This is a genomic window from Sulfurimonas sp. (assembly GCF_047622445.1).
Taxonomy (GTDB): Bacteria; Campylobacterota; Campylobacteria; order Campylobacterales; family Sulfurimonadaceae; genus Sulfurimonas.
Genome location: NZ_JBLHOE010000021.1, coordinates 1 through 19,906, shown reverse-complemented (window position 1 = coordinate 19,906; position 19,906 = coordinate 1). Strand labels below are relative to the sequence as shown.

26 protein-coding genes are annotated in these 19,906 nt (G+C 31.2%); 13 read left to right on the top strand and 13 right to left on the bottom strand.

Annotated elements, in window-relative coordinates; translation table 11 throughout:
- The first annotated feature begins 1 nt into the window (after position 1).
- The 3 genes from ACI9TV_RS06525 to ACI9TV_RS06515 are packed head-to-tail and all read left to right on the top strand — an operon-like array spanning position 2 to position 3,115.
- On the top strand, positions 2–1,558 hold the full coding sequence (locus tag ACI9TV_RS06525; RefSeq protein WP_415249965.1) for an ion transporter: 1,557 nt from the start codon (positions 2–4) through the stop codon (positions 1,556–1,558).
- Entirely contained in the window at positions 1,555–2,232 is a 678-nt protein-coding gene (locus ACI9TV_RS06520; protein ID WP_415249964.1) for a potassium transporter TrkA, read from the top strand. Before ACI9TV_RS06525 ends, ACI9TV_RS06520 begins: the two co-directional genes overlap by 4 nt.
- Complete coding sequence (locus tag ACI9TV_RS06515) at positions 2,222–3,115, top strand: NAD(P)H-dependent glycerol-3-phosphate dehydrogenase (protein WP_415249963.1); 894 nt, start codon at positions 2,222–2,224, stop codon at positions 3,113–3,115. The genes ACI9TV_RS06520 and ACI9TV_RS06515 overlap by 11 nt, the downstream gene beginning before the upstream one ends.
- 2 nt (positions 3,116–3,117) lie before the next feature.
- Here the strand turns inward: ACI9TV_RS06515 and ACI9TV_RS06510 are convergent, their stop codons facing one another.
- Positions 3,118–3,369, bottom strand: coding sequence for a type II toxin-antitoxin system RelE family toxin (locus ACI9TV_RS06510; protein ID WP_415249962.1), 252 nt, complete (start codon positions 3,367–3,369; stop codon positions 3,118–3,120).
- Positions 3,362–3,592 carry a CopG family transcriptional regulator gene (locus ACI9TV_RS06505; RefSeq protein ID WP_415249961.1) on the bottom strand — a complete coding sequence of 77 codons (231 nt, stop codon included), beginning with the start codon at positions 3,590–3,592 and terminating at the stop codon, positions 3,362–3,364. Before ACI9TV_RS06505 ends, ACI9TV_RS06510 begins: the two co-directional genes overlap by 8 nt.
- Positions 3,593–3,720: 128 nt before the next feature.
- Between ACI9TV_RS06505 and ACI9TV_RS06500 the strand changes: the two genes are divergently transcribed.
- The 3 genes from ACI9TV_RS06500 to ACI9TV_RS06490 all read left to right on the top strand — a co-directional run bounded on the left by ACI9TV_RS06500 (position 3,721) and on the right by ACI9TV_RS06490 (position 6,602).
- Positions 3,721–4,677, top strand: coding sequence for a hypothetical protein (locus ACI9TV_RS06500; RefSeq protein ID WP_415249960.1), 957 nt, complete (start codon positions 3,721–3,723; stop codon positions 4,675–4,677).
- A gap of 30 nt (positions 4,678–4,707) precedes the next feature.
- Positions 4,708–6,063, top strand: coding sequence for an SLC13 family permease (locus ACI9TV_RS06495; protein ID WP_415249959.1), 1,356 nt, complete (start codon positions 4,708–4,710; stop codon positions 6,061–6,063).
- Positions 6,064–6,311: 248 nt separating this feature from the next.
- Positions 6,312–6,602, top strand: a complete 291-nt coding sequence (locus tag ACI9TV_RS06490) for a Dabb family protein (protein ID WP_415249958.1) — start codon at positions 6,312–6,314, stop codon at positions 6,600–6,602.
- 20 nt (positions 6,603–6,622) lie between these two features.
- Here ACI9TV_RS06490 and ACI9TV_RS06485 read toward each other — a convergent pair whose 3' ends face one another.
- Positions 6,623–7,033, bottom strand: a complete 411-nt coding sequence (locus ACI9TV_RS06485; protein WP_415249957.1) for a hypothetical protein — start codon at positions 7,031–7,033, stop codon at positions 6,623–6,625.
- A 125-nt stretch (positions 7,034–7,158) separates the two neighbouring features.
- Here ACI9TV_RS06485 and ACI9TV_RS06480 point away from each other — a divergent pair, with 125 nt between their 5' ends.
- From ACI9TV_RS06480 to ACI9TV_RS06465, 4 genes are read left to right on the top strand one after another with little or no spacing between them, the layout of a single operon-like run.
- Positions 7,159–7,350: a hypothetical protein gene (locus ACI9TV_RS06480; protein WP_415249956.1), complete on the top strand. Its 192-nt coding sequence runs from the start codon at positions 7,159–7,161 to the stop codon at positions 7,348–7,350.
- A 50-nt stretch (positions 7,351–7,400) separates the two neighbouring features.
- A complete protein-coding gene (locus ACI9TV_RS06475; RefSeq protein ID WP_415249955.1) occupies positions 7,401–8,654 on the top strand; it encodes a M48 family metallopeptidase in 1,254 nt (417 codons plus the stop codon).
- A complete protein-coding gene (gene prmC / locus ACI9TV_RS06470; protein ID WP_415249954.1) occupies positions 8,636–9,466 on the top strand; it encodes a peptide chain release factor N(5)-glutamine methyltransferase in 831 nt (276 codons plus the stop codon). Before ACI9TV_RS06475 ends, prmC begins: the two co-directional genes overlap by 19 nt.
- A 3-nt stretch (positions 9,467–9,469) precedes the next feature.
- Entirely contained in the window at positions 9,470–9,949 is a 480-nt protein-coding gene (locus ACI9TV_RS06465) for a DUF4149 domain-containing protein (protein ID WP_415249953.1), read from the top strand.
- A 7-nt stretch (positions 9,950–9,956) separates the two neighbouring features.
- On the opposite strand, the gene ACI9TV_RS06460 is transcribed toward ACI9TV_RS06465, so the two are convergent.
- The 5 genes from ACI9TV_RS06460 to ACI9TV_RS06440 all read right to left on the bottom strand — a co-directional run bounded on the left by ACI9TV_RS06460 (position 9,957) and on the right by ACI9TV_RS06440 (position 15,113).
- The gene (locus ACI9TV_RS06460; protein ID WP_415249952.1) at positions 9,957–10,247 is read right to left on the bottom strand and encodes a J domain-containing protein; all 291 of its coding nucleotides are present in this window, start codon (positions 10,245–10,247) and stop codon (positions 9,957–9,959) included.
- 6 nt (positions 10,248–10,253) lie between these two features.
- The gene (gene ftsZ, locus ACI9TV_RS06455; RefSeq protein ID WP_415249951.1) at positions 10,254–11,366 is read right to left on the bottom strand and encodes a cell division protein FtsZ; all 1,113 of its coding nucleotides are present in this window, start codon (positions 11,364–11,366) and stop codon (positions 10,254–10,256) included.
- A gap of 14 nt (positions 11,367–11,380) precedes the next feature.
- Positions 11,381–12,745, bottom strand: coding sequence for a cell division protein FtsA (ftsA, locus tag ACI9TV_RS06450; protein WP_415249950.1), 1,365 nt, complete (start codon positions 12,743–12,745; stop codon positions 11,381–11,383).
- Position 12,746: 1 nt separating this feature from the next.
- A complete protein-coding gene (locus ACI9TV_RS06445) occupies positions 12,747–14,210 on the bottom strand; it encodes a peptidylprolyl isomerase (RefSeq protein ID WP_415249949.1) in 1,464 nt (487 codons plus the stop codon).
- A 75-nt stretch (positions 14,211–14,285) separates the two neighbouring features.
- Positions 14,286–15,113 carry a thioredoxin family protein gene (locus ACI9TV_RS06440; protein WP_415249948.1) on the bottom strand — a complete coding sequence of 276 codons (828 nt, stop codon included), beginning with the start codon at positions 15,111–15,113 and terminating at the stop codon, positions 14,286–14,288.
- Between the two features lie 53 nt (positions 15,114–15,166).
- Here ACI9TV_RS06440 and ACI9TV_RS06435 point away from each other — a divergent pair, with 53 nt between their 5' ends.
- Positions 15,167–16,465, top strand: coding sequence for an adenosylmethionine--8-amino-7-oxononanoate transaminase (locus tag ACI9TV_RS06435; RefSeq protein ID WP_415249947.1), 1,299 nt, complete (start codon positions 15,167–15,169; stop codon positions 16,463–16,465).
- On the opposite strand, the gene ACI9TV_RS06430 is transcribed toward ACI9TV_RS06435, so the two are convergent.
- Positions 16,449–16,775 (bottom strand): thioredoxin domain-containing protein, encoded by a 327-nt coding sequence (locus ACI9TV_RS06430; RefSeq protein ID WP_415249946.1) that lies wholly within the window; start codon positions 16,773–16,775, stop codon positions 16,449–16,451. The genes ACI9TV_RS06435 and ACI9TV_RS06430 overlap by 17 nt on opposite strands.
- 12 nt (positions 16,776–16,787) lie before the next feature.
- On the bottom strand, positions 16,788–17,378 hold the full coding sequence (locus tag ACI9TV_RS06425; protein ID WP_415249945.1) for a class II aldolase and adducin N-terminal domain-containing protein: 591 nt from the start codon (positions 17,376–17,378) through the stop codon (positions 16,788–16,790).
- Positions 17,379–17,525: 147 nt separating this feature from the next.
- On the opposite strand from ACI9TV_RS06425, the gene ACI9TV_RS06420 reads away from it, so the two are divergent.
- Positions 17,526–17,828 (top strand): hypothetical protein, encoded by a 303-nt coding sequence (locus ACI9TV_RS06420; RefSeq protein ID WP_415249944.1) that lies wholly within the window; start codon positions 17,526–17,528, stop codon positions 17,826–17,828.
- 3 nt (positions 17,829–17,831) lie between these two features.
- Here ACI9TV_RS06420 and ACI9TV_RS06415 read toward each other — a convergent pair whose 3' ends face one another.
- Positions 17,832–18,575 carry a response regulator transcription factor gene (locus ACI9TV_RS06415; protein ID WP_415249943.1) on the bottom strand — a complete coding sequence of 248 codons (744 nt, stop codon included), beginning with the start codon at positions 18,573–18,575 and terminating at the stop codon, positions 17,832–17,834.
- A gap of 105 nt (positions 18,576–18,680) precedes the next feature.
- Here ACI9TV_RS06415 and thiS point away from each other — a divergent pair, with 105 nt between their 5' ends.
- Positions 18,681–18,881: a sulfur carrier protein ThiS gene (gene thiS / locus ACI9TV_RS06410; protein ID WP_415249942.1), complete on the top strand. Its 201-nt coding sequence runs from the start codon at positions 18,681–18,683 to the stop codon at positions 18,879–18,881.
- Here the strand turns inward: thiS and acpS are convergent.
- Both acpS and ACI9TV_RS06400 read right to left on the bottom strand, forming a co-directional pair.
- Positions 18,878–19,228, bottom strand: coding sequence for a holo-ACP synthase (acpS, locus tag ACI9TV_RS06405; RefSeq protein ID WP_415249941.1), 351 nt, complete (start codon positions 19,226–19,228; stop codon positions 18,878–18,880). The genes thiS and acpS overlap by 4 nt on opposite strands.
- 212 nt (positions 19,229–19,440) lie before the next feature.
- Positions 19,441–19,770, bottom strand: coding sequence for a DUF86 domain-containing protein (locus ACI9TV_RS06400; RefSeq protein ID WP_415249940.1), 330 nt, complete (start codon positions 19,768–19,770; stop codon positions 19,441–19,443).
- Positions 19,771–19,906: the final 136 nt, after the last annotated feature.

Below are 19,906 nucleotides of genomic sequence, written 5' to 3'. Positions count from 1 at the left end.
TATGATTAAGAGTTTGATAGTAGATTTTGCATATTATTTAGATACATCAAGCTCTTATAAAAAAACAAAACATTTTTTCTATAACCTCTTAGAAAATACTGACTATAAATATAAAAAATACTTTGATATTTTTATGATAATACTTATTTTTGTAAGTGTTGCCATCCTTATTCGTGAAGTTAAATCTCATGTGAATGATTCCCTCTTATTTTTTAATAATTTCATTATCTCTTTTATCTTTTTTGTTGAATACATGCTAAGACTTTGGATGGTTAGTAGTGTAAGAAAAACTATTATTGAACAACATGAACACGACATAATGATAGGAAATAAGTTCAGAATTTTTAAAGCACTTAAAAAAGTATTTCTAGAAAAAATTAGGTATATGCTATCTTTTACAGCATTGATTGATTTATTCGCAATATTGCCATTTTTTCATCAATTAAGATTACTACGTATATTCATACTCTTTCGTGTATTTAAACTTTTTAGATATGCGAAAAGTATTCAAACCTTTACTTCTGTACTAACTGCAAAAAAATTTGAATTTCTTACGCTATTAATCTTTTCTTCTATTATTGTTTTTGTTTCGTCTGTTGTTATATATATAATGGAAGGCAATAATCCAGAAGCGTCTATTGTTACTCTCTTTGATGCAGTGTATTGGTCTATTGTGACAATATCAACTGTCGGATATGGAGATATTAGTCCAGTTTCAGATGAAGGACGTGTTGTTGCGATGTTTGTCATTGTAGCTGGAATAGGTGTGTATTCTTTTACCACATCGCTTATCGTAACTTCGTTTACAGAAAAACTAGATGAGATTAAAGATGTTAAACTCATTGATGATATATCAAAAATAAAAGAATTTTATCTCATTTGTGGATATGAAAATATATCTAAAGAAGTGGCTAAGAAGTTAAGTAACAAAAATAAAATTATAATTTTAGAACAAGATCCATCCAAAGTTGCAAGAGCAAAAAAAGATGGTTTTATTGCTCTTAACTATGCTCCTGGGTCTATAGAAAGTTATAAAAAACTCCGAATAAATTTACAAACACAAGTTAAAGCAATCCTTTGTTTGAGTCATAGTGACGTTGAAAATGTGTATACAGCATTAACAGTACGCTCTTTTAATAAGGAAGTTTTTTTACTTTCCATACTTAAAAATAAAATAAATAGATCAAAGTTGAATTTTGCAGGTGTTAATGAAATTTTTTATGAAAAAGAACTTGTTGGAGTTATTGCTAAAGAGTTTGTCGGTCAACCTGTTGCCTTTGAAGCGATTCACGCACTTAGATCAAATTATCATGGAATAAATGTACAAGAACTATGTATTGATAATAGGATATTAGAATCATTTGCTAAAGTAAATGAGTTGAAAAATACTAAATATAGAATAATACTTCTAGGGATTTACAAAAATTCAAAAAAACGCTTTTTCTTTAACCCTATTGATGATACCTTACTTGAGTTAGGAGATTATCTTGTTCTCATTGGTAATTCTATATTTTTACAAGAGTTTGATATTTATCTTCATAGAAAGGTTTCCAAATGAAAGAAAATACAGCTTTAATATTTGGACGGAATGAGTATACATTTGAAATAGAAAAAAATATCGCTAGTGAGTATAAAAGTATATATACATTTACTTTGGCTGAAGATGGTGATGATAGTTTTGATTTAAGTGATAATTGGGATGATTTACGTAAAAAAGTAGATATACACGATTGTACAGCATTTTGTATTTTAGAAAATATCGCAGAAAATATTTTTTTAACAATTTCATTAAGAGATACATTTAAGGATTTGACTATTATCGCTTTATCTAACGATATTGAAAGTACAGATAAGCTCATGCTTGCTGGAGCAACAAGGGTTCTTCCCTCCATTGAGACTACGGCTAATGTCATTGTTGAAATGCTTGAAAAACCCATAGTTACAGAAGTCTTACATAATATTCTTTATGAAAAAAGTGATTTAAAAATTGCACAGATTAAGATAGAAGATGATAGTTTCTTTGATGGGAAATATCCAACGGATATAGAGTGGAGTAGGGATCATGGGATTATCGTTATCTCTGTTGTTCACGAAGATAATTCACGTGAGTTTATATACTCATCCAAAGCACAGCATCATATTGTACAAAGTGGGGATATATTTGTAGTAGTTGGATATGATACAGATATAAAAGAGTTTCAAAGACTAATAGGAAGTAAATGTGAAAACTAAAATAGGTGTAATTGGGGCTGGTAAATGGGGAATGGCATTAGCATATGCTCTAAGTGAAAAGAATGATGTAGTAATCAGTTCACGACGCCCAAGAGATCTTGATAATTTTGTTCCAATGCAAGAAGCTTTAAAGTGTGAATACCTTGTTATAACTGTTCCTGCGCAGCAAATCGCATTTTGGCTAGAAGATAATTTTACTTTTACAAATCAAAAGATCTTAGTTGCATCAAAAGGTATAGAAGCATCAAGCGGAAAATTTTTAAATGAGATTTATGAGAAACACGTTCCAAATGAAAATATCTCCTTTCTTTCAGGTCCATCATTTGCGGCAGAAGTAATTAAATCTTTACCAACTGCTTTAGTAGTTAATGGGTACAATGAAGAAGTAAGTGAAAAATTTGCATCTTTTTTCCCATCTTTCATTAAAGCATATACTTCTACTGATGTAATGGGTGCTGAAGTTGCTGGGGCATATAAAAATGTTATTGCTATTGCTGCAGGAATTTGTGAGGGTTTAGGTCTTGGAAAAAATGCAGCAGCAGCACTTATCTCTCGTGGTTTGGTTGAGATGTTACGTTTTGGAAAAGAGTATGGAGCTAAAGAAGAAAGCTTTATAGGATTGAGTGGTGCAGGGGACTTATTTTTAACTGCATCATCAAGTATGTCAAGAAATTTTCGCGTAGGTTTAGGTCTTGCCAAAGGTAAATCTCAAGAGGAGATTCTTGAAGAACTCGGTGAAGTAGCTGAGGGAATCGGTACTACTTATGCACTTCATGAGATTTCAAAACAAAAAGATTTGTATCTGCCAATTGCAAGAGAAGTGTATGCCACTTTAGAAGGGAAAGACCCTCTAGAATCTTTGAGAGATTTACTCTCTCAGTGACTTTAGTAAACTTCTTTTCTATGAGCAATTCTAATAACTGCTATAACTAGTAAGTTATTTTCTATGAGGTAAATGATTCTGTAATTACCAGCTCTTTTTCTAAATTTCCCTTTATGTTTTCCATTAAGCTGTTTATCGTTTGTAAAATTCCCCTTTTGCAAATCTAATATTTTAGTTGAAAGTAGTTCTTGTATTTCTTTATTTAATTTTAGGAACTCTTTTTGTGCATCTTTATCAAATGCTACTTTATACATCTATACCAGCTTTTTTAAAAACATCTTCCATAGATACAAGTGTAGACTTTCCACTTTTGAGGTTATCTATTCTTTTGTCTGCTACCATCTCATCTAGTGTATCAAAATACATATCAATAGCTTTTTCAACGAGACTAGTTCTCGTTTTATCTAATTCTTGAGCATATTCATCTAAAGATTGGACAACGTCTTTTTCAAGTCTTATATTTATTGCTTGTTTCATAATATAGCCTTTTTAATTGTATATACAATTGTAGTGCAATTTCAATTATTTTGTCAAGTGGTTGTGAAAATGAGTTTTTATAAAGTAAAGTTTATGTAGAATGAGTTTTCTTGAACTAAAGGTACTATATGACAATTAAAGAAGCAATATTAACAAGTTTAGATGATATACAAAATTTAGCGACACATAATGATGTATATAACCATATAGTTGAAAATAGGTATTACAGTTTCGATAAAGGAAAAACACCAGAAGCTACGATTTCTGCACAGCTTGGAAGTTTCATTAGAAATGATGATTCAAGGATTAGGAGAGTGAAGGGTACTGGAAATTATTATTTGTATTATTTATCAAAATATGAACAAAGTATTAGTAACTTAATCGACACTTCGAGTGAAGTAGTTAAAGAAGAAAAAAAAGTTAAAAAGACGTATTATGAAAGAGATTTACATAAATTATTAAGCAGCTATTTAAAGAATAAAAATGTATATTCAAAAACTATATTACATGAAGAGTCTAAAAATACTAAGGATGAACATCAGAAATGGATACATCCAGATATGATAGGGATTGAGTTTTTACATTTAACATCCAAGGTTAATAATGCTTTTATGAAAATTTTAAATAAGGCTGATACATTTAAAATAACATCATATGAAATTAAAAGAGAGATAAATACAGATTATGAATTGAAAAAATATTATTTTCAAGCTGTATCAAATTCTAGTTGGGCTAATTATGGTTATTTAGCTGCACATGAAATAAGTAACAGCTTAAAAGATGAAATGGAAAGATTAAATCAATCTTTTGGTATTGGTATTATAGAACTTAAATCCAACCCATATGAAAGTAAAATATTATTTCAATCAAAATTTAAAGAATTAGATTTTAAAACTATAGACAAACTTTGTAGAGTTAATAAAAAATATGAGAGTTTTATAGAGCTTACTGAAAAAACATTATCTGCAAGTGAACGATATTATACATCTGCAGAAAATGAATTAGAAAATTTTTGTGATGATTATTTTAGAAATGATTCTGAAATTGAAGAATATTGTAAGATGAAAAATATTTCTATAGACTAAATGATAAGTTTAAAATGAAGAGAGAATAGTTTGCATAAGTATAAAGATAAATTTAAACAGATAGCATTAGCGATACTGATAGGTTTGATAGTATTTGCAGTTGCCTTAAGTATATTTACTTCACCACAATCTATACTTTTGGGTCTTATAGCCTTTTTAGTAACTCTTTGGACAAATGAAGTACTTCCTTTAGGTGTTGTTTCACTGCTTCCTATTTTACTATTTCCATCTTTTGATATTTTAACAACTAAGGCTACGACAGTAAATTATTCACATCCTATTATATATCTATTTTTAGGTGGATTTTTACTGGCTATTGCGGTTGAAAAAACAAATCTTCATAGGTATATAGCAGATAAAATTTTAGGACTTTTCCCAAATACTCCAAGGGGAATGATATTTTCTTTAACTCTTTCAGCTGGATTATTGAGTTCAATACTTTCAAATACTACTACTACACTTTTACTTATCTCAATTGCATTGTTTATTACAGATGATATTAAACTAAAAATGCGTTTTGCACTTGCTATTGCATATGGTGCAAATGTTGGTGGGATTATGACACCAATTGGTACACCTCCAAACTTGATTTTATTTGGAATAATGAGTGATAAAGGTATGGAAATGATTCCATTCTTTCAATGGATTTGGATGGTGTTTCCTTTAGTTATTGTAATGTTTATAGTGGTAAGTTTAGTACTTAGTTATGGGGTTCCAAATGTAGCTATTCATAGAGAAAAGAAGAAAATTCTTTTAGATACTAATCAGAAGAAAGTTTTGATGGTTATGGGTGGTTTGATAGCATTACTTCTTATAAATGCACCTATGAAGCCTTTTTGGGCAGGATTAGGGTTGAGTGAGGCTGGGATACTTTTAGGAGTAGGTTTGATGATGTTTGCTCCTCCGTTTAATATATTAGAGTGGAAGGAAGATGCACATAAGGTTCCTTATCAGATTATGTTCTTATTTGGAGCTGGATTTTCGATTGCAAAAGCATTTGGTGCAACAGGACTAGCTGATGCAGTTGCTGCATACCTTTTGGTTATGACAGATTTACCGCCAATACTTTTACTTTTAGCAGTAGCTTCACTTATTACGTTTACAACTGAGATTACATCAAATACAGCTTTGATATCTATAATGCTCCCTGTAATTTATGCAGTATCAGAGCAAGCAGGGATAAATACGACACTTTTTATGATGGTAGCAACAGTATGTGCGAGCTATGCATTTATGCTTCCAATAGCAACAGCCCCAAATGCTATCGCAATGAGTAGTGGAGCTGTACATGTTACAAATATGATTCGTTATGGGGTTATTCTAAATCTTGCTGGAATCTTTTTCATAGTCTTAATAGCTGAGTTTTTTTGGAAGACTATTCTTTAGGTTCTTCTTTCTTAGATTGTAGTTCTTTATACTTTCTATAGAAGTCCTTTACAATTAAGAATCCACAAAAGAACCACAATATATCGAGTATAAAGTTGTTGTTAAGTCCGTAATTATAAAGGAAAATGTAGCCTACAAAGTAAGGCCATTTTATAAAATAAAAAAATAAAATCCCACTTCCATATAGTTCTTTCAATACTCTTTTCATCTAGCAATTATGCTACACTTCCACTAAAAAAGGTATTAAGATGATTGTACATATCGTTATGTTTAAATTTAAAGAAGAAGATAAAAACAACAATATACTAAAAGTTGAAAAAGCACTTAATAATTTAGTTCAAAAAATTGATGAGCTTAAGTCCATCGAAGTTGGGGTAGATTTCAATCAGTCTGAGAGAGCATTTGATTTATCTCTTTATAGTACGTTTAATTCTAAAGAAGATTTAAAAACATACGCAGTCCACCCAACACACCTTGAAGTTGTTGCCTTGATTAAAAGTGTGACAATGGAATCTAAAGTAGTTGATTACAGTATATAAAGATGTTCTTAGATATAGAGTTATTTAAACTCTATATCTTCATACCTATCATATAACCAAACCGCTACTGCATGTGCTTCCTTTGGGCTAATCTGACCTTTCATTGAAGGCATTGTCCCGAATTTTTCTAGGGCACCGGCATGGCACATACTGAAATCTAGATTTGGATGCATGATGTAATCCTTAACAAAAAGAATAAATAAATGACGGTCTACATCATCTTCTTCATCTTTAGTTTTGATGTTTTCTTTGAGTCTACTTGAGACTTCTACCATAGGAGGAGCTTTCATTTTTGAAAGGTTTGCCATAACATCTTTGACACTCATTATCTCTACATGACATGTTTTGCAGTTTTTTTTATATACATTGTAACCCTCGTTTGCAAAGAGAGTTACAGAAAAAAGTAGAGTACTCAGTAACAGTTTGTTCATTGATATCCTTTTGTGACGTATTAAGAATCCAAAAAAAAGACTTAAAACATCATGTTAATTGGCAAAGTGTACTATATTAGTATTAAGAATTTGTTAATATAAATAATTGAAATATAGGAGTATGTATGAGTGAGCCAAGTTTAGAAACAATTAGTGATTATAATAATTTAGATAGTGAAAAGAAGAGAACAATAATAGCGATTATTTTTTCAATAATAATTATGGGTGTTATATATGCAATCATTGCAAATATATACGGTACGGTAGATGATGCGATTCCAGTCGAAGAAACAGTGAAAACTATGCCTATACGATAATAAACTGTATAAATCATGATAAAATACGAAAATTAATTTAAGGTAATACCATGTTGATGACAATAGTATCTGTATACACTCTTTACGTCTTAATCTCTATCTATACAAGTGTAATGCAAATTGGATATATAAATACAGCCAAAAGAAAAAAAGCAATTTTACTTGATGCTGAAAAATTTGTTACTGCTGGAAATTATGCTGTCGCAAAAGAAAAATTAACTATGGTTAGTACATTTTTTGAATATATAGTGTTTGTAGCTTGGATGGGTTTTGGTATTTCTTTACTACAGCAAAATATATTTTTAGAAAATGATGCGTTGCAGAATATTGCGATAGTTATGAGTTTTCTTGTAATCGGCTCTGTTATATCTTTACCATTTGGATATTATGAGAAATTTGTTTTAGATGAAGCGTTCGGTTTTAATAAATCGTCACTTGGACTTTGGATTAAAGATACTGTAATCTCATTTGCGATGACATTGTTCTTTGGTTCTTTGGTTGTTTGGGGAATTTATACAATTATATTAAACTTTGATCTTTGGTGGTTGTGGAGTTTTGTATTTATATTTGCAGTTGTTATTCTTATAAATATGCTATATCCAGCTTTTCGTGCGATGTTTTTTGATAAACTGACTCCACTTGAAAATGAAGAACTTGATGGTGAAATTAAATCACTTATGGATAAAACGGGTTTTGTAAGTTCGGGTGTTTTTATAAGTGATGCTTCTAAGCGTGATGCAAGATTAAATGCTTATTTTGGTGGATTTGGAAAAGCGAAACGTGTAGTTTTATTTGACACTCTCATAGAAAAACTTACAACAAGAGAATTACTTGCAGTACTTGGACATGAACTAGGACATTTTGCACATGGTGACATTTATAAAAATATCGCTTTAGTTGGATCCATGCTTTTAGTAATGTTTGCAATTTTTGGAAATTTACCAGAGTCTCTTTACTTGGAACTTGGTATGAATGAATCTCCAGCTTTAGTGATGATTTTATTACTTCTTTTTATGCCTGTTTTAGGATTTTTAATGATGCCTATTATGGGGATAGTAAGTCGACATAATGAATATGAAGCAGATAAAATGGGAAGTGAGTTAGGTGGACAAGGTGGAGCAATTGAACTTGCAAATGCACTTCAAAAGCTTGTAACCGAAAACAAAAGTTTTCCATTATCACATCCATTATATATATTTTTCCATTACACACATCCTCCTGTTATTGAGAGACTGAAGGCTCTAGGCATGGATGTTGGTGAAGTAGAAAGTTCATTAGAGGGATCATGGAATCAAGATATATAGTTAAGAATGTATTAAAGGCTATAACAGAGTCTTTAATACACAAGATACCCAGAGCTTCAAGAGAAGCGCAACTTCTTCTTATGGCTCATTTAAATGTAGATGAGTTATGGCTAATTACAAATCAAAACACTGACGTTACAAATACAGAGCGTTTGTTCAAATGGGTAGACAGACGTGCTAAAAATGAACCTTTTGAATATATTGTAAATGAAGTGAGTTTTTACTCCCAAGAATTTTATATAGCAGAGGGTGCTTTAATCCCTCGTCCTGAAACAGAAATTTTAATAGATGAAGTTATAAAATATGTTGAAAATCCTCAAGATGGGCTGCAGTTTGTAGAAGTTGGAGTGGGAAGTGGCATAATTTCTATTATGCTTGCAAAGAAATTTCCAAATGCTAAGTTTATTGCAGTTGATATATCTCAAGATGCTCTTAATATAGCAAAAATAAATATTGAAAAATTTGGATTTGAAAAAAGAATTGAATTACGATTAGGCTCATTACTAGATGTAGTGGATGAGAAGATAGATTATCTAGTTTCAAACCCTCCTTATATAGAAGATGGAGTATCACTAGAGTCTAATTTAGACTATGAACCACAAAATGCACTTTTTGGTGGTAAAGTGGGCGATGAAATAATTAAGGCGCTTCTTGATGAAGCCTTAAAAAGAGATATTAAGTTTTTTTCTTGTGAGATGGGTTATGACCAAAATGGTAAAATTACATCATATTTAAAAGATACAAAAATTGAACATTTAGACTTTTACAAAGACTTAGCGGACTTTGATAGAGGCTTTACACTAAGGTTATAAAACTTGAGCAAAAGAATATATATAGATTTTAGTTACTTAATCATTTTAGCAGCGAGTTTTGGTGGTGTTATAGTTCTCGGTGCTTTTGTTGCTCCTGTGATTTTTCACACAGATAGAATTCTTACAGAAGTAATAATAAATAATTATAATGCTGGAATGATCATGGGTGAAATATTTCATAGGTTCTCTTATTGGGTATATGGATTAGCTACTTTTGTGGCTATCTTTGAAGCAGCTCAGTATAAAATGGGTAATAGAGATGCTATCGCCTTTGCTAGTGCGGCGATAGTGGTCTTTTCTTCATTAATGTTCTCTGGAGTTTATGCCCCAAAAATTTTAGAATTGCAAGCACTTGGTGAAGAAGCTACACAAAGTGATACTTTCCATAATATTCATATAGCAAGTGAGATAGATTTTAAAATTTTAGCAGTTGCTTTGATTGTACTTTTTGTAAGAAGGTTATTACTTTTAAGAATTCGTTAACTTCTGTTTATCTATTTCCAAATTTGTCATGCCACCATTGTTCTGGTGTAAAATAAGCCCTTTTTATTTTGTCTTCATCAAAACTATATTCATAGTTATTACAATAATCTAATACTATTTCATAGGCTTCATTAATTTTCATACTCATGTTAGTTGCTTTATCTGGATTATCCGTATGCATATCAGGATGCCATTTTTTCATAAGATTTTTATATTTGAGTTTGATTTCTTTTCGGGTAGATGTTTCACGAAGGCCAAGAAGAGTTTTGGCCTTTATGAGCTGTTCAAAGGAGTACAATGGTTTTTAGTCTTGTTGTTGTCTCATATATGCTGGAATATCCAGGTAGTCGCTATCATAGTCTCCACCAACAACAAGTCTTGGACGCACAACTGCTCTTGGTACAGGTTTAGCATCGCCAACATACTCGGTATCGTTTGTTAGTTCTTTTTCAAAACCTGTTGCAACGATAGTGATTTTTACATATTCTTCTGAAAGTGATTCATCAGTAGAAGTACCAAAGATAACAGAAGCATCTTCATGTGCACTTTCATTTACAACTTCCATTGCTTCACTCATCTCAAAGATAGGAAAGTTAGGATTAACGCTAAAGTGAACAAGAACACCCATTGCACCATTAATTGACATGTTGTCAAGTAATGGAGACTCAATAGCTGCTTTGATAGCTTCATATGCTGCATTATCACCTTCATATTCACCAACACCCATAAGTGCCATACCTCTGTGACTCATTACGGTTTGTAAATCGGCGAAGTCAAGATTGATATCTTGTTCTCCACTTGAAAGGATAACGCCAGATGTACCACTTACCGCTTGAGCAAGTACCCCATCAACAATTTTAAAAGCTGATTTGAGACCAAGCTTTTTATCAATCACTGAAAGAAGTTTGTCATTTGGAATAACAACAATAGAGTCACTTTCTTTTTTAAGTTCTTCGAGACCATCTTCTGCAAGCTTAAGTCTTTTCTTTCCTTCAAATTTGAAAGGTTTAGTAACTACAGAAATTGTTAGTGCACCAACTTCTTTAGCAATCTGAGCTACAACAGGTGCAGCACCAGTGCCAGTTCCACCACCAAGACCAGCAGATATAAATACTATATCAGCACCGTCAAGTGCAGTTCTTATGTCTTCATAGTTTTCTAATGCAGATTCTTTACCAATGTTTGGCTTCATACCTGCGCCAAGACCCTTCGTAAGCTTTGAACCTATCTGAATCTTAGACGCTGCATTATTCTCTGAAAGAACTTGTGCATCTGTGTTTATAAGTAACATTTCAATGCCAGTCACGCCCTCTTTGAGCATGTGACTAATCATGTTTCCACCACCACCGCCAACACCAACTGCGATGATTCTAGCGCCACTAATATTACTTGCCTCTTCTACTAAAAATGGTTCCATAATCTTACTCTCCTTTAAAATAACTGGGTAGCCCAGTTCCAAAATTTACTGAAAGCTCCAGCTTCATCACTTTTCTTCTCTTTTTGTGATGGTAGAGTAACCATTGTATCTGCTTTTACTTTATCTTCTTGTACTGGTGGTACAATCGGTATTTCCGGATCATTCTTTAGGTTAACTTCCATATCTGATGAAGGAATTTCATTAGAATGACGTACTTTTTTGTTTACATCGATTTCATAGGGCGTATATGATGATGCGCTATACAGAACAAGTCCAATGGCACTAGAATATTCTGCCCCGCGAAGGTTATCAAAGAGTCCATCAAGTTCAAGGGGTTTTGCTATACGTACTGGCATAGAACCAAAGGTTGCAACTGCTAAATCACGTATACCTTCCATTTTAGAAAAACCACCAGTTAATATAACACCTGCACCCATTTGCTCTTTAAGTCCACTGTTTTCAATAAACTGTGCGAGAATCATAAGTGTTTCTTCAACTCTAGCAAAAATAACATTATGAACAACTTCTAAAGATACTTCATGTGTATTTGTTTCATCCCCAATGATAGGAAGTTCAATTAAATCGTTTGTTGGTGTTAGTAATGAGCCATAGTTTAACTTCACTGTGTCAGCTACATTTAAAGGAGTATGTAGTGCCATTGATAAGTCACTTGTTACATGGTTAGAACCTACACCTAAAAAATCATTATACTTAATGGAGTTTCCAATGTGGATTGTAATATTGCTCGTGTTTCCACCCATATCTATTACTGCTACACCGAGTTCTTTTTCATCTGAGTTAATTGTAGCTATTGATGAAGCATATCCATTAAGAATTACATTTTCAACTTCTACACCAGCTCCTCGAACAGCTTTTTTTAGGTTGTTGAGATTTGATTTTTGTGTTGTGATGATATGTGTTTCAACTTCAAGTCTAGAAGCATTCATTCCAAGTGGATCTTCTATAAAGTCTTGATCATCAACTTTAAAGTTAAAAGGCAGGGCATGAAGTACTTCATACTCATTAGGAATATTTGCATTGTAAAGAGATGTCTGCATAACACGTTCAATCTCTTTAAAGCTAATTTCTTTGTTTGGAATATTTACAATTCCATTTGAGTTTAAACTTTTTGTGTACGCACCAGAAATACTTACAGTTGCTTTTTTAATGTCACTACCTGCTACGCGTTTTGCATCAGCAACAGCAGTTTTTATAGATTTAGAAGCGAGTTCTATATTGGTAATACTACCTTTTTTTAAACCTTGTGCTTTTGTAGTTCCTGCACCAATAACTTGAATTGAATCATCTTCATTTATTTGTGCGATGATTGCACAAATTTTTGTTGATCCTATATCAATGGCTAAAATAGTTTTACTCAACTTATTGTCCTTGGATGAAAATCTCAGTTTTATATGTAGAATTAAGATTTTTAATTAATCCTGCATTAAATATAGAGCTTTTTATCTTAACTATAGAATCATCACTTATATTTGAATTATCAAGCAATTTTTGTTCCAAAATGTTGTATAAAATAACTTTTTCATTTTGCAAAGTTATAGAGCCTTTTTTTGAAGAACTATTAAAAAGTTGTACTAAAAATTCATTCCCTTCTTGAAGAGAAAGGGCAGTGATTTTAGATGTATCTTGATTTGTAATAAAATCAGTCTTTATACCTGTAAAAGAATCTTGCATATCTTTGGCTAGCTTAAAAAGTTTTTCTCTTTTTTGAGTTGTTATAAACAATGGTAATACAGATGCCTTTGCTTCTTCAAAACTTTTTGTTACTGATTGGTTTATTTTAATCAATTCAAATGTGAAGTATTCACCATCAACATTGAGAGGTTTCAAAAATGGTGAAACAATAGATAACCCTTCAATTTTCTCAATTGTTTCCTGGTTGAATGGATTGTTGCTTTTTGAAATAAGAGCAGTTTTTACTTCCACACCATCTGAAAGTTTTCTTTTTTTGTATGCTATATAGCCTCTTAAAGCCATATCTTTTGTTGCTTTAGCATTAAGTTCATCAAGAATTTTTGAATGTGCCACATCTTTACTTAGAATTTTACCATCTACATCTTTGAAATGATTTCTATTTTCAGCGTAATGTGAGTCTATTTTTTCTTGTGTATGTTCTTTTGTTATTCTTTCTTGTTTGATGTATTTTAGTTCATACGATACTTCAGTCATAAAATCTTGCTGTTTCATTTCCCAGAAAGGTTTTAATGCAGAATCTGATGTATCAACACTAAGGTTTGAATCATCAAGTACTTTATACTCAATTTTATCAGCAATATTCATTACTGTATTTATAATAGCAGCTTCGCCATCACTTTGTTTTACTGGAAGAAGTGCAAGAACTTTTTGAATTAAAAGTTGTTTTTTAACATCATCTTCGTATTCTTTCGTGTTTAGATTACTTCTTGAGAGTGTTTCTTTATAAATACTTTTGTTAAACTTCCCATCTTTGAAGAAAGCTTCTTGAGTCATTAGGTCTTTTAAAAGTTCTGTATCAGATACTGTTAAGTCATAAGATTCAGCAAGATTTAGAATAAGTGCTTGATTTGTAAGTTGATTGAGAGCTTGATCTTGTAGACCAAAACTTTTTGCTTTTTCTTCATCAAAGTTACCTTGAAAAACTTTGTTGTATTGTGAGTATAGTCTTGAGTATGATTTTTGAAGTTCGCCCATAGTTATTTCAATATTCCCAACCTTTGCAACTGCTCCAGCTTTATCTCCATAACTATACTGTCCCCAACCAACAAATCCAGCACCAACAAAAGCGATTGTTGATATCCAGATTGTGATAATGAGGTACTTTTTATGTCTTTGCATCCATGTAATCATATATAAAAAACCTTGTTTGTATTATTTTTGTTATTCTAGGTAAATTCTTATTAAATATGCATAAAATAGGGGTGTTTATTTCCCTTTTTTGATAAGATGCAAAAATTCCTGTCTATTGTTGTAGCCAACAACGGTTTCATAGCTTTTTAAACTTTTAAAATCAACAAAATGTATGACAGGTGAAAAAGGATTGTGAAATTCTTTTGGAAAGCTATCTTTATCTTTATTTAGGATGAGTGGAATATAATTTTTTTGGACTAAATCATTTACTGTTTTCTTAACTAAGACTCTTTGTTCGAACTTTCGGCACCAAGGACAATGGTTTGTAACTACAAAAAGTAGAATATCTTTTTTTGATTTTTTAGCTTTTTTTACAGCTACTTTATAAGAAGTTTCATATCCCATTTCTTGTGCAAAATTATCTCCGTGAATATTTACTTTTACAATAGCCTTATTTTCTTCTTTGTATTGATGTGAAAATTCATTTAATAGAATACTTAGTGAGTCGTCAAACATATCTTCTAAATCATCTTCGGGTGTGAGGATAAATGAAGATCTATTTATGTATGTAACTCCAACCGTTCTTGTATTAGGGTTAACTCTTCTAACCTCTTCACGAATAAGTAACTCAATTGTAATTACGAAATCTTTTTTTACAGACATAGCCTTGACTAGAATCATAAAAGATCTTCGATCATATCCTGTGTAATCTATATTTAGTTCTTTAAATGTTTCAGTTATTTCTTCATGAATCATTTTTTTATAAGTTGGAGGAATTACTTTAGTCATAATTTTTACAATTGGATAGACTTTTTTTATATCTGAAAGTGTATACATTGTACTTGCTTGACTTAGAGAACTTAAAAGAAAAAATATACTGAGAATGCTTAAGCGTAGTTTCATATTGTATTACCTTTATAGTGTATAATTGATTATATATTAAATATGGATAATCAATGAATAATTTAGAATTAAAAAATAGAGATTTAGACGTACTTTGGCACCCTTGTACACAAATGAAAGATCATGAAACTTTACCCCTTATCCCAATAAAGAAAGCACATGGTGTTTACTTAGAAGATTTTGAAGGTAATAGTTATATAGACGGTATCAGTTCTTGGTGGGTAAATATGTTTGGTCATACAAATAAATATATAAATGAAAAGATTAAAGAGCAGCTGGATACTTTAGAACATGTTATTTTAGCAGGTTTTACTCATGAGCCAGTTGTTCGACTCTCTGAGAGATTAGTAAAGTTAACACCAAGGGGTTTAGACAAATGTTTTTATTCTGATAATGGTTCAAGTGCTGTTGAAGTGGCATTAAAGATGAGTTATCATGCGCACCTTAATGATGGAGAAAAAAATAAGACGATCTTTGTCTCTTTAAAAAACTCTTATCATGGTGAAACGATAGGGGCTTTGAGTGTTGGTGATGTAGAACTTTATAAAGATACATATAAACCACTTTTACTAGAAACTTTACAAACGACAGTACCAAAAGATATGAGTCTTGAAGCAGCACAAATTGCAGCAGCTGACTTTGAAACTCTTTGTAAGCAAAGAGCAGATGATATAAGTGCAATTATTTTAGAACCTTTAATTCAAGCTGCTGGTTATATGCACATGTATCATGAAGAGTTCTTAGTTTTAGTTCGTGATATTTGTACAAAGTACAATGTACATCTTATTGCAGATGAAGTTATGACGGGTTTTGGTCGAACAGGTGAACTCTTCGCGTGTGAAATTGCAAACATCACTCCTGACTTTATCGTGCTTTCAAAAGGATTGACTGGTGGATACCTTCCACTTTCTGTTGTTTTAACATCAAATGAGATTTATGCAAAATTTTATTGTGACTACAATGAGCATAAAGCATTTTTACATTCTCACTCCTATACCGGAAATGCTCTTGCTTGTGCGGCTGCAAATGCTACTTTAGATATTTTTGAAAATGATAAAATTGTAGAAAAAAATAAAATCTTAGCTGCTAAAATGAATGATAGATTGCAAAAATTTAAAGACTTAGGGAATGTAGCCTCTATCAGGCAAAGAGGGATGGTTGCGGTAGTAGAACTTAAAGGCTATAAATCAGAAGATAGAATCGGTTTAAAAGTGTATCAATACGGGCTTTCTAAAGGAGTTTTACTTCGTCCTCTTGGACATGTGATTTATTTTATGCCACCGTATATTATGAATGATGAAGAGTTATCTACTATGATGGATACAGCTTATGAAGCTATACTTGGGCTATAATTTCTTGCATATCTTGCGCTAACATAACACCTTCTTTATGCCACAGTTTCGAGTCTTTGTTTTCATAGATGAGCATTGTAGGAACTTGGTTTATTCCATAAGCATATGCCAAGTCTTCTGATTGGGCACAATCAATTTCTATGATAGAGATATTGTTATTATTATCATCAAGCTCTTCTAGCTCAAACCCGAGCGCCATACATGCATCACAAAACTCTGAAGTAAATTTCAAAATTACAATGTTATTTTTAGCAAATTCTTTATCCAATACTTCTTGAAAATCTTCTTTGTCTACTTCTATAAAAGCCATATGTTTCCTTTTTTAATCAAAATTAAAATCACTTTTGCTACTGTCAAGCATTAAGATACGACAACTTTTTTCTAAAATAGCAAGTTGTTTTGCCATCTCGTGAAGATCTCTGTTAAATGCGTAAACCCCATAGCCTCGAATGACCATGATATTCGTTTTTTTTGTTTGAAAATAATAAGTAATTTCACTCTCAGCTCTATCATACCAATCATCGAATTGTTTTGGATCAACTATCTCTAGAGAACCTATCTCTTTATATCCAAAATAATCTTTTGGTGCAATAATGTTATGCTCAAGCGAGTAAGCCGTTGTAAAGGGAGGCATTGAAAAGGAAATGAACTTTGCATCTGAAACTTGAGAATAGATATTGAAATGTATTCGAGCATCGATACTTGCTTGGTTCCATCTGTAGTCTTTTTTAAAATATAGTTCTATAAGACTTGCATCATCTATAGCGTCAAATACAGCCTCTTTGGTGTTAATAATAAAACGATTTGACTCGGTTTTAGCTGAGATAGATCCATGATAAATTCCAAAAAAGTCTTTTCTAAACATAGAAAGAGATAAAACTGACAATTGATGTTGTAAACGTGATCTATTCATTTTGCATCCATATTATTTGTTATAAAAGTATTATAATCAAACAAGGCTTATAAAAGCTAATAGACTTCTTCTAAAATTCCTTAAAATTAAGTTCAAATAAATATTTAGATTAGTACAATGACTTATAAAAATACAAAGGTTTAATAAATGGATGCAGAGATATTATATTCAATAGTTGGAATTGTTGGTTTTGTTGCTGTTATAGTTTTGACTCTCCGTTCGAGTAATACAAAAGTTAAAGCAAAAACAAAAAAACAGAAAAAAGTGGAAATTATCGCTGAATATAAAGGAAAGTTAGTAAGTGCATTAGAAAGTCTTGGAAATGATAAAGCTTTGCGTATTTCTAAAAAGACAGCCTTAATCAAAGAATATAGCGATGAACTTTCTCGTAATATATTTTTTGATGCGAATGAAGTTCGAGAAATAGTACTTGAGCTTTCTATATCCTAAAGGTTACTCTTCGTAATATTTTATAAGTTTATAGCCGATGCCATAAATACTTTCTAAAGAGTTATCAGGCAGTTTCTTCCTCAATTTTGAGACCAGTTTTCTAATATTTGAGCTATCTATATTTTCATCTAAGGCGGCAAAATGTAAAGTGATTTCATCATTGGAATAAATTTTTCCTATTTTAGATGAAAGTAATTCCATAAAAAATATTTCAAATTTTGTGAGATAAATATTTTTCCCATTACCATGAATCGCTTTAGAATTTAAATCATAGATTACATTATTACTTAAAGAAATCGTCTCTTTGAGATTAGCTACATGCTCTGTTTTAGCAATTTTTTTAGCTACATTTAAAAATACATTTAAGAGTTCTTGGTAATCAACAGGTTTTTTAATAAACTGTTCAATTCCAAGGTTGACTAATTTTAGTAGATACTCTGTTTCATCATAAGCTGATAAAATTATAATTGATTGAGAAGGGTTTCTTTCATAAATATTCTTTGTTAATTCGATACCATCCATTTTAGGCATTTGGATATCTGAAAGTACGAGATCATAGTAAGAATCATTGTCATTTTTGTACTTTATATATTGCTTTAAAGCATCTTCACCATTTGTATAACTATCTACACTTTTAAAGAGAGTTTTTAAAATATTTGTAGTATTGATACGTAGTTCTTCATGGTCTTCTGCAAAGAGTACCGATAATTTACTTGTATAGCTTTTTATATTGTTTGCATCTGCCATGTATTAACTTTATAATAAATTTTATCTACTCAGTATAGCAAGATATTAGTGACACTTAAATTAAAATAGATACAATGTCACTATAAATTATAAAAAAGAGAAAATATGCAGATAATAATTAATGGTAAAGAAAAAAACTTTGATGATAATATAAGCTTAATGAATATTTTAAAGATACTTTCCTTAGAAGGTAAAGTAATGGCGGCGGCTATAAACATGGAGATAGTAAAGCAGGATGCTTGGGAGAAACATATTCTTAACGATGGTGATAAATTAGAGTTGTTAGACTTTGTAGGTGGTGGCTAAGTTACTTCTATCGCAGCAACCGCGATAGCATATTCTCCATCATGGGTAATAGAGATACTTGCATTTTTTACATTAAACTCTTGAGTGATTTTTTCAGAGAGTTTAATTTTTGGTGCACCCTTAGCTGTCTTAGATATAAGAATATCATGAAAACTACATTGACTTCCTATCCCAACACCTAAAGCCTTAGAAACAGCTTCTTTTACAGCCCAAAAACCAGCAGCAGTTTTATTGTTTTTAACAAGTTTAATTTCATTTTCAGATAAAAATTTCAGAAGTGCCTTCTCTCCAAATCGCTCTATTAAGTGATCCATTCGAGAAGTTTTAATGAGGTCTATTCCAATCATTTACTGAATGACAAATTTTGAGTATATTGGTAACATGAACTTGCTCTCCTGTCGTGTACTACATTGTTTTGAGTGTTTTTTATCTTCATTGAAAAAGCACCAAGTCCGCTAAAAGTCCGCTTAACTTAAGTACTGTATGTGTTGATAATATTTAGTTGACAAGAACTCTTTTAAAAGTTCCTTCGATGGATTTATTTTATCTACCATTTCTACTAAAGCAGTTTTAGCTTTTTTAAATCTTTATGTATCACTATCCATAAAATATCTGCGTCAACACCTCTATAATCATGTGAGATTTTATCTCGTATTCCGGCTATATCATTCCATGAAAAATCACATACAATTGAGTCTTTTAGTAATTGTTCAATTTTTTTTGACTCTTCTCCAATAGCTATAAAAAGTGAAATAGTAGCATTGAATTCTATTTGTTCATTTGACCATATTAAGTCACTAGGATTACTAAAGCCTTTGGTATAAATCCAAGTTTTTTCAATACATTCAAGCATAGTGAAAATATAAATTAAATTTTTCTCACTATACATATATAAAGTCTTTTTTTGCATAGTGCTTTATAATGTGATTCATAAATGCAAGAGAAACAAAATCAACTTTCGATACATGTAAATCATCTGCAAGTTGCTTATTAATATTCATGAATTCAAGCCCACTATCTAGTTC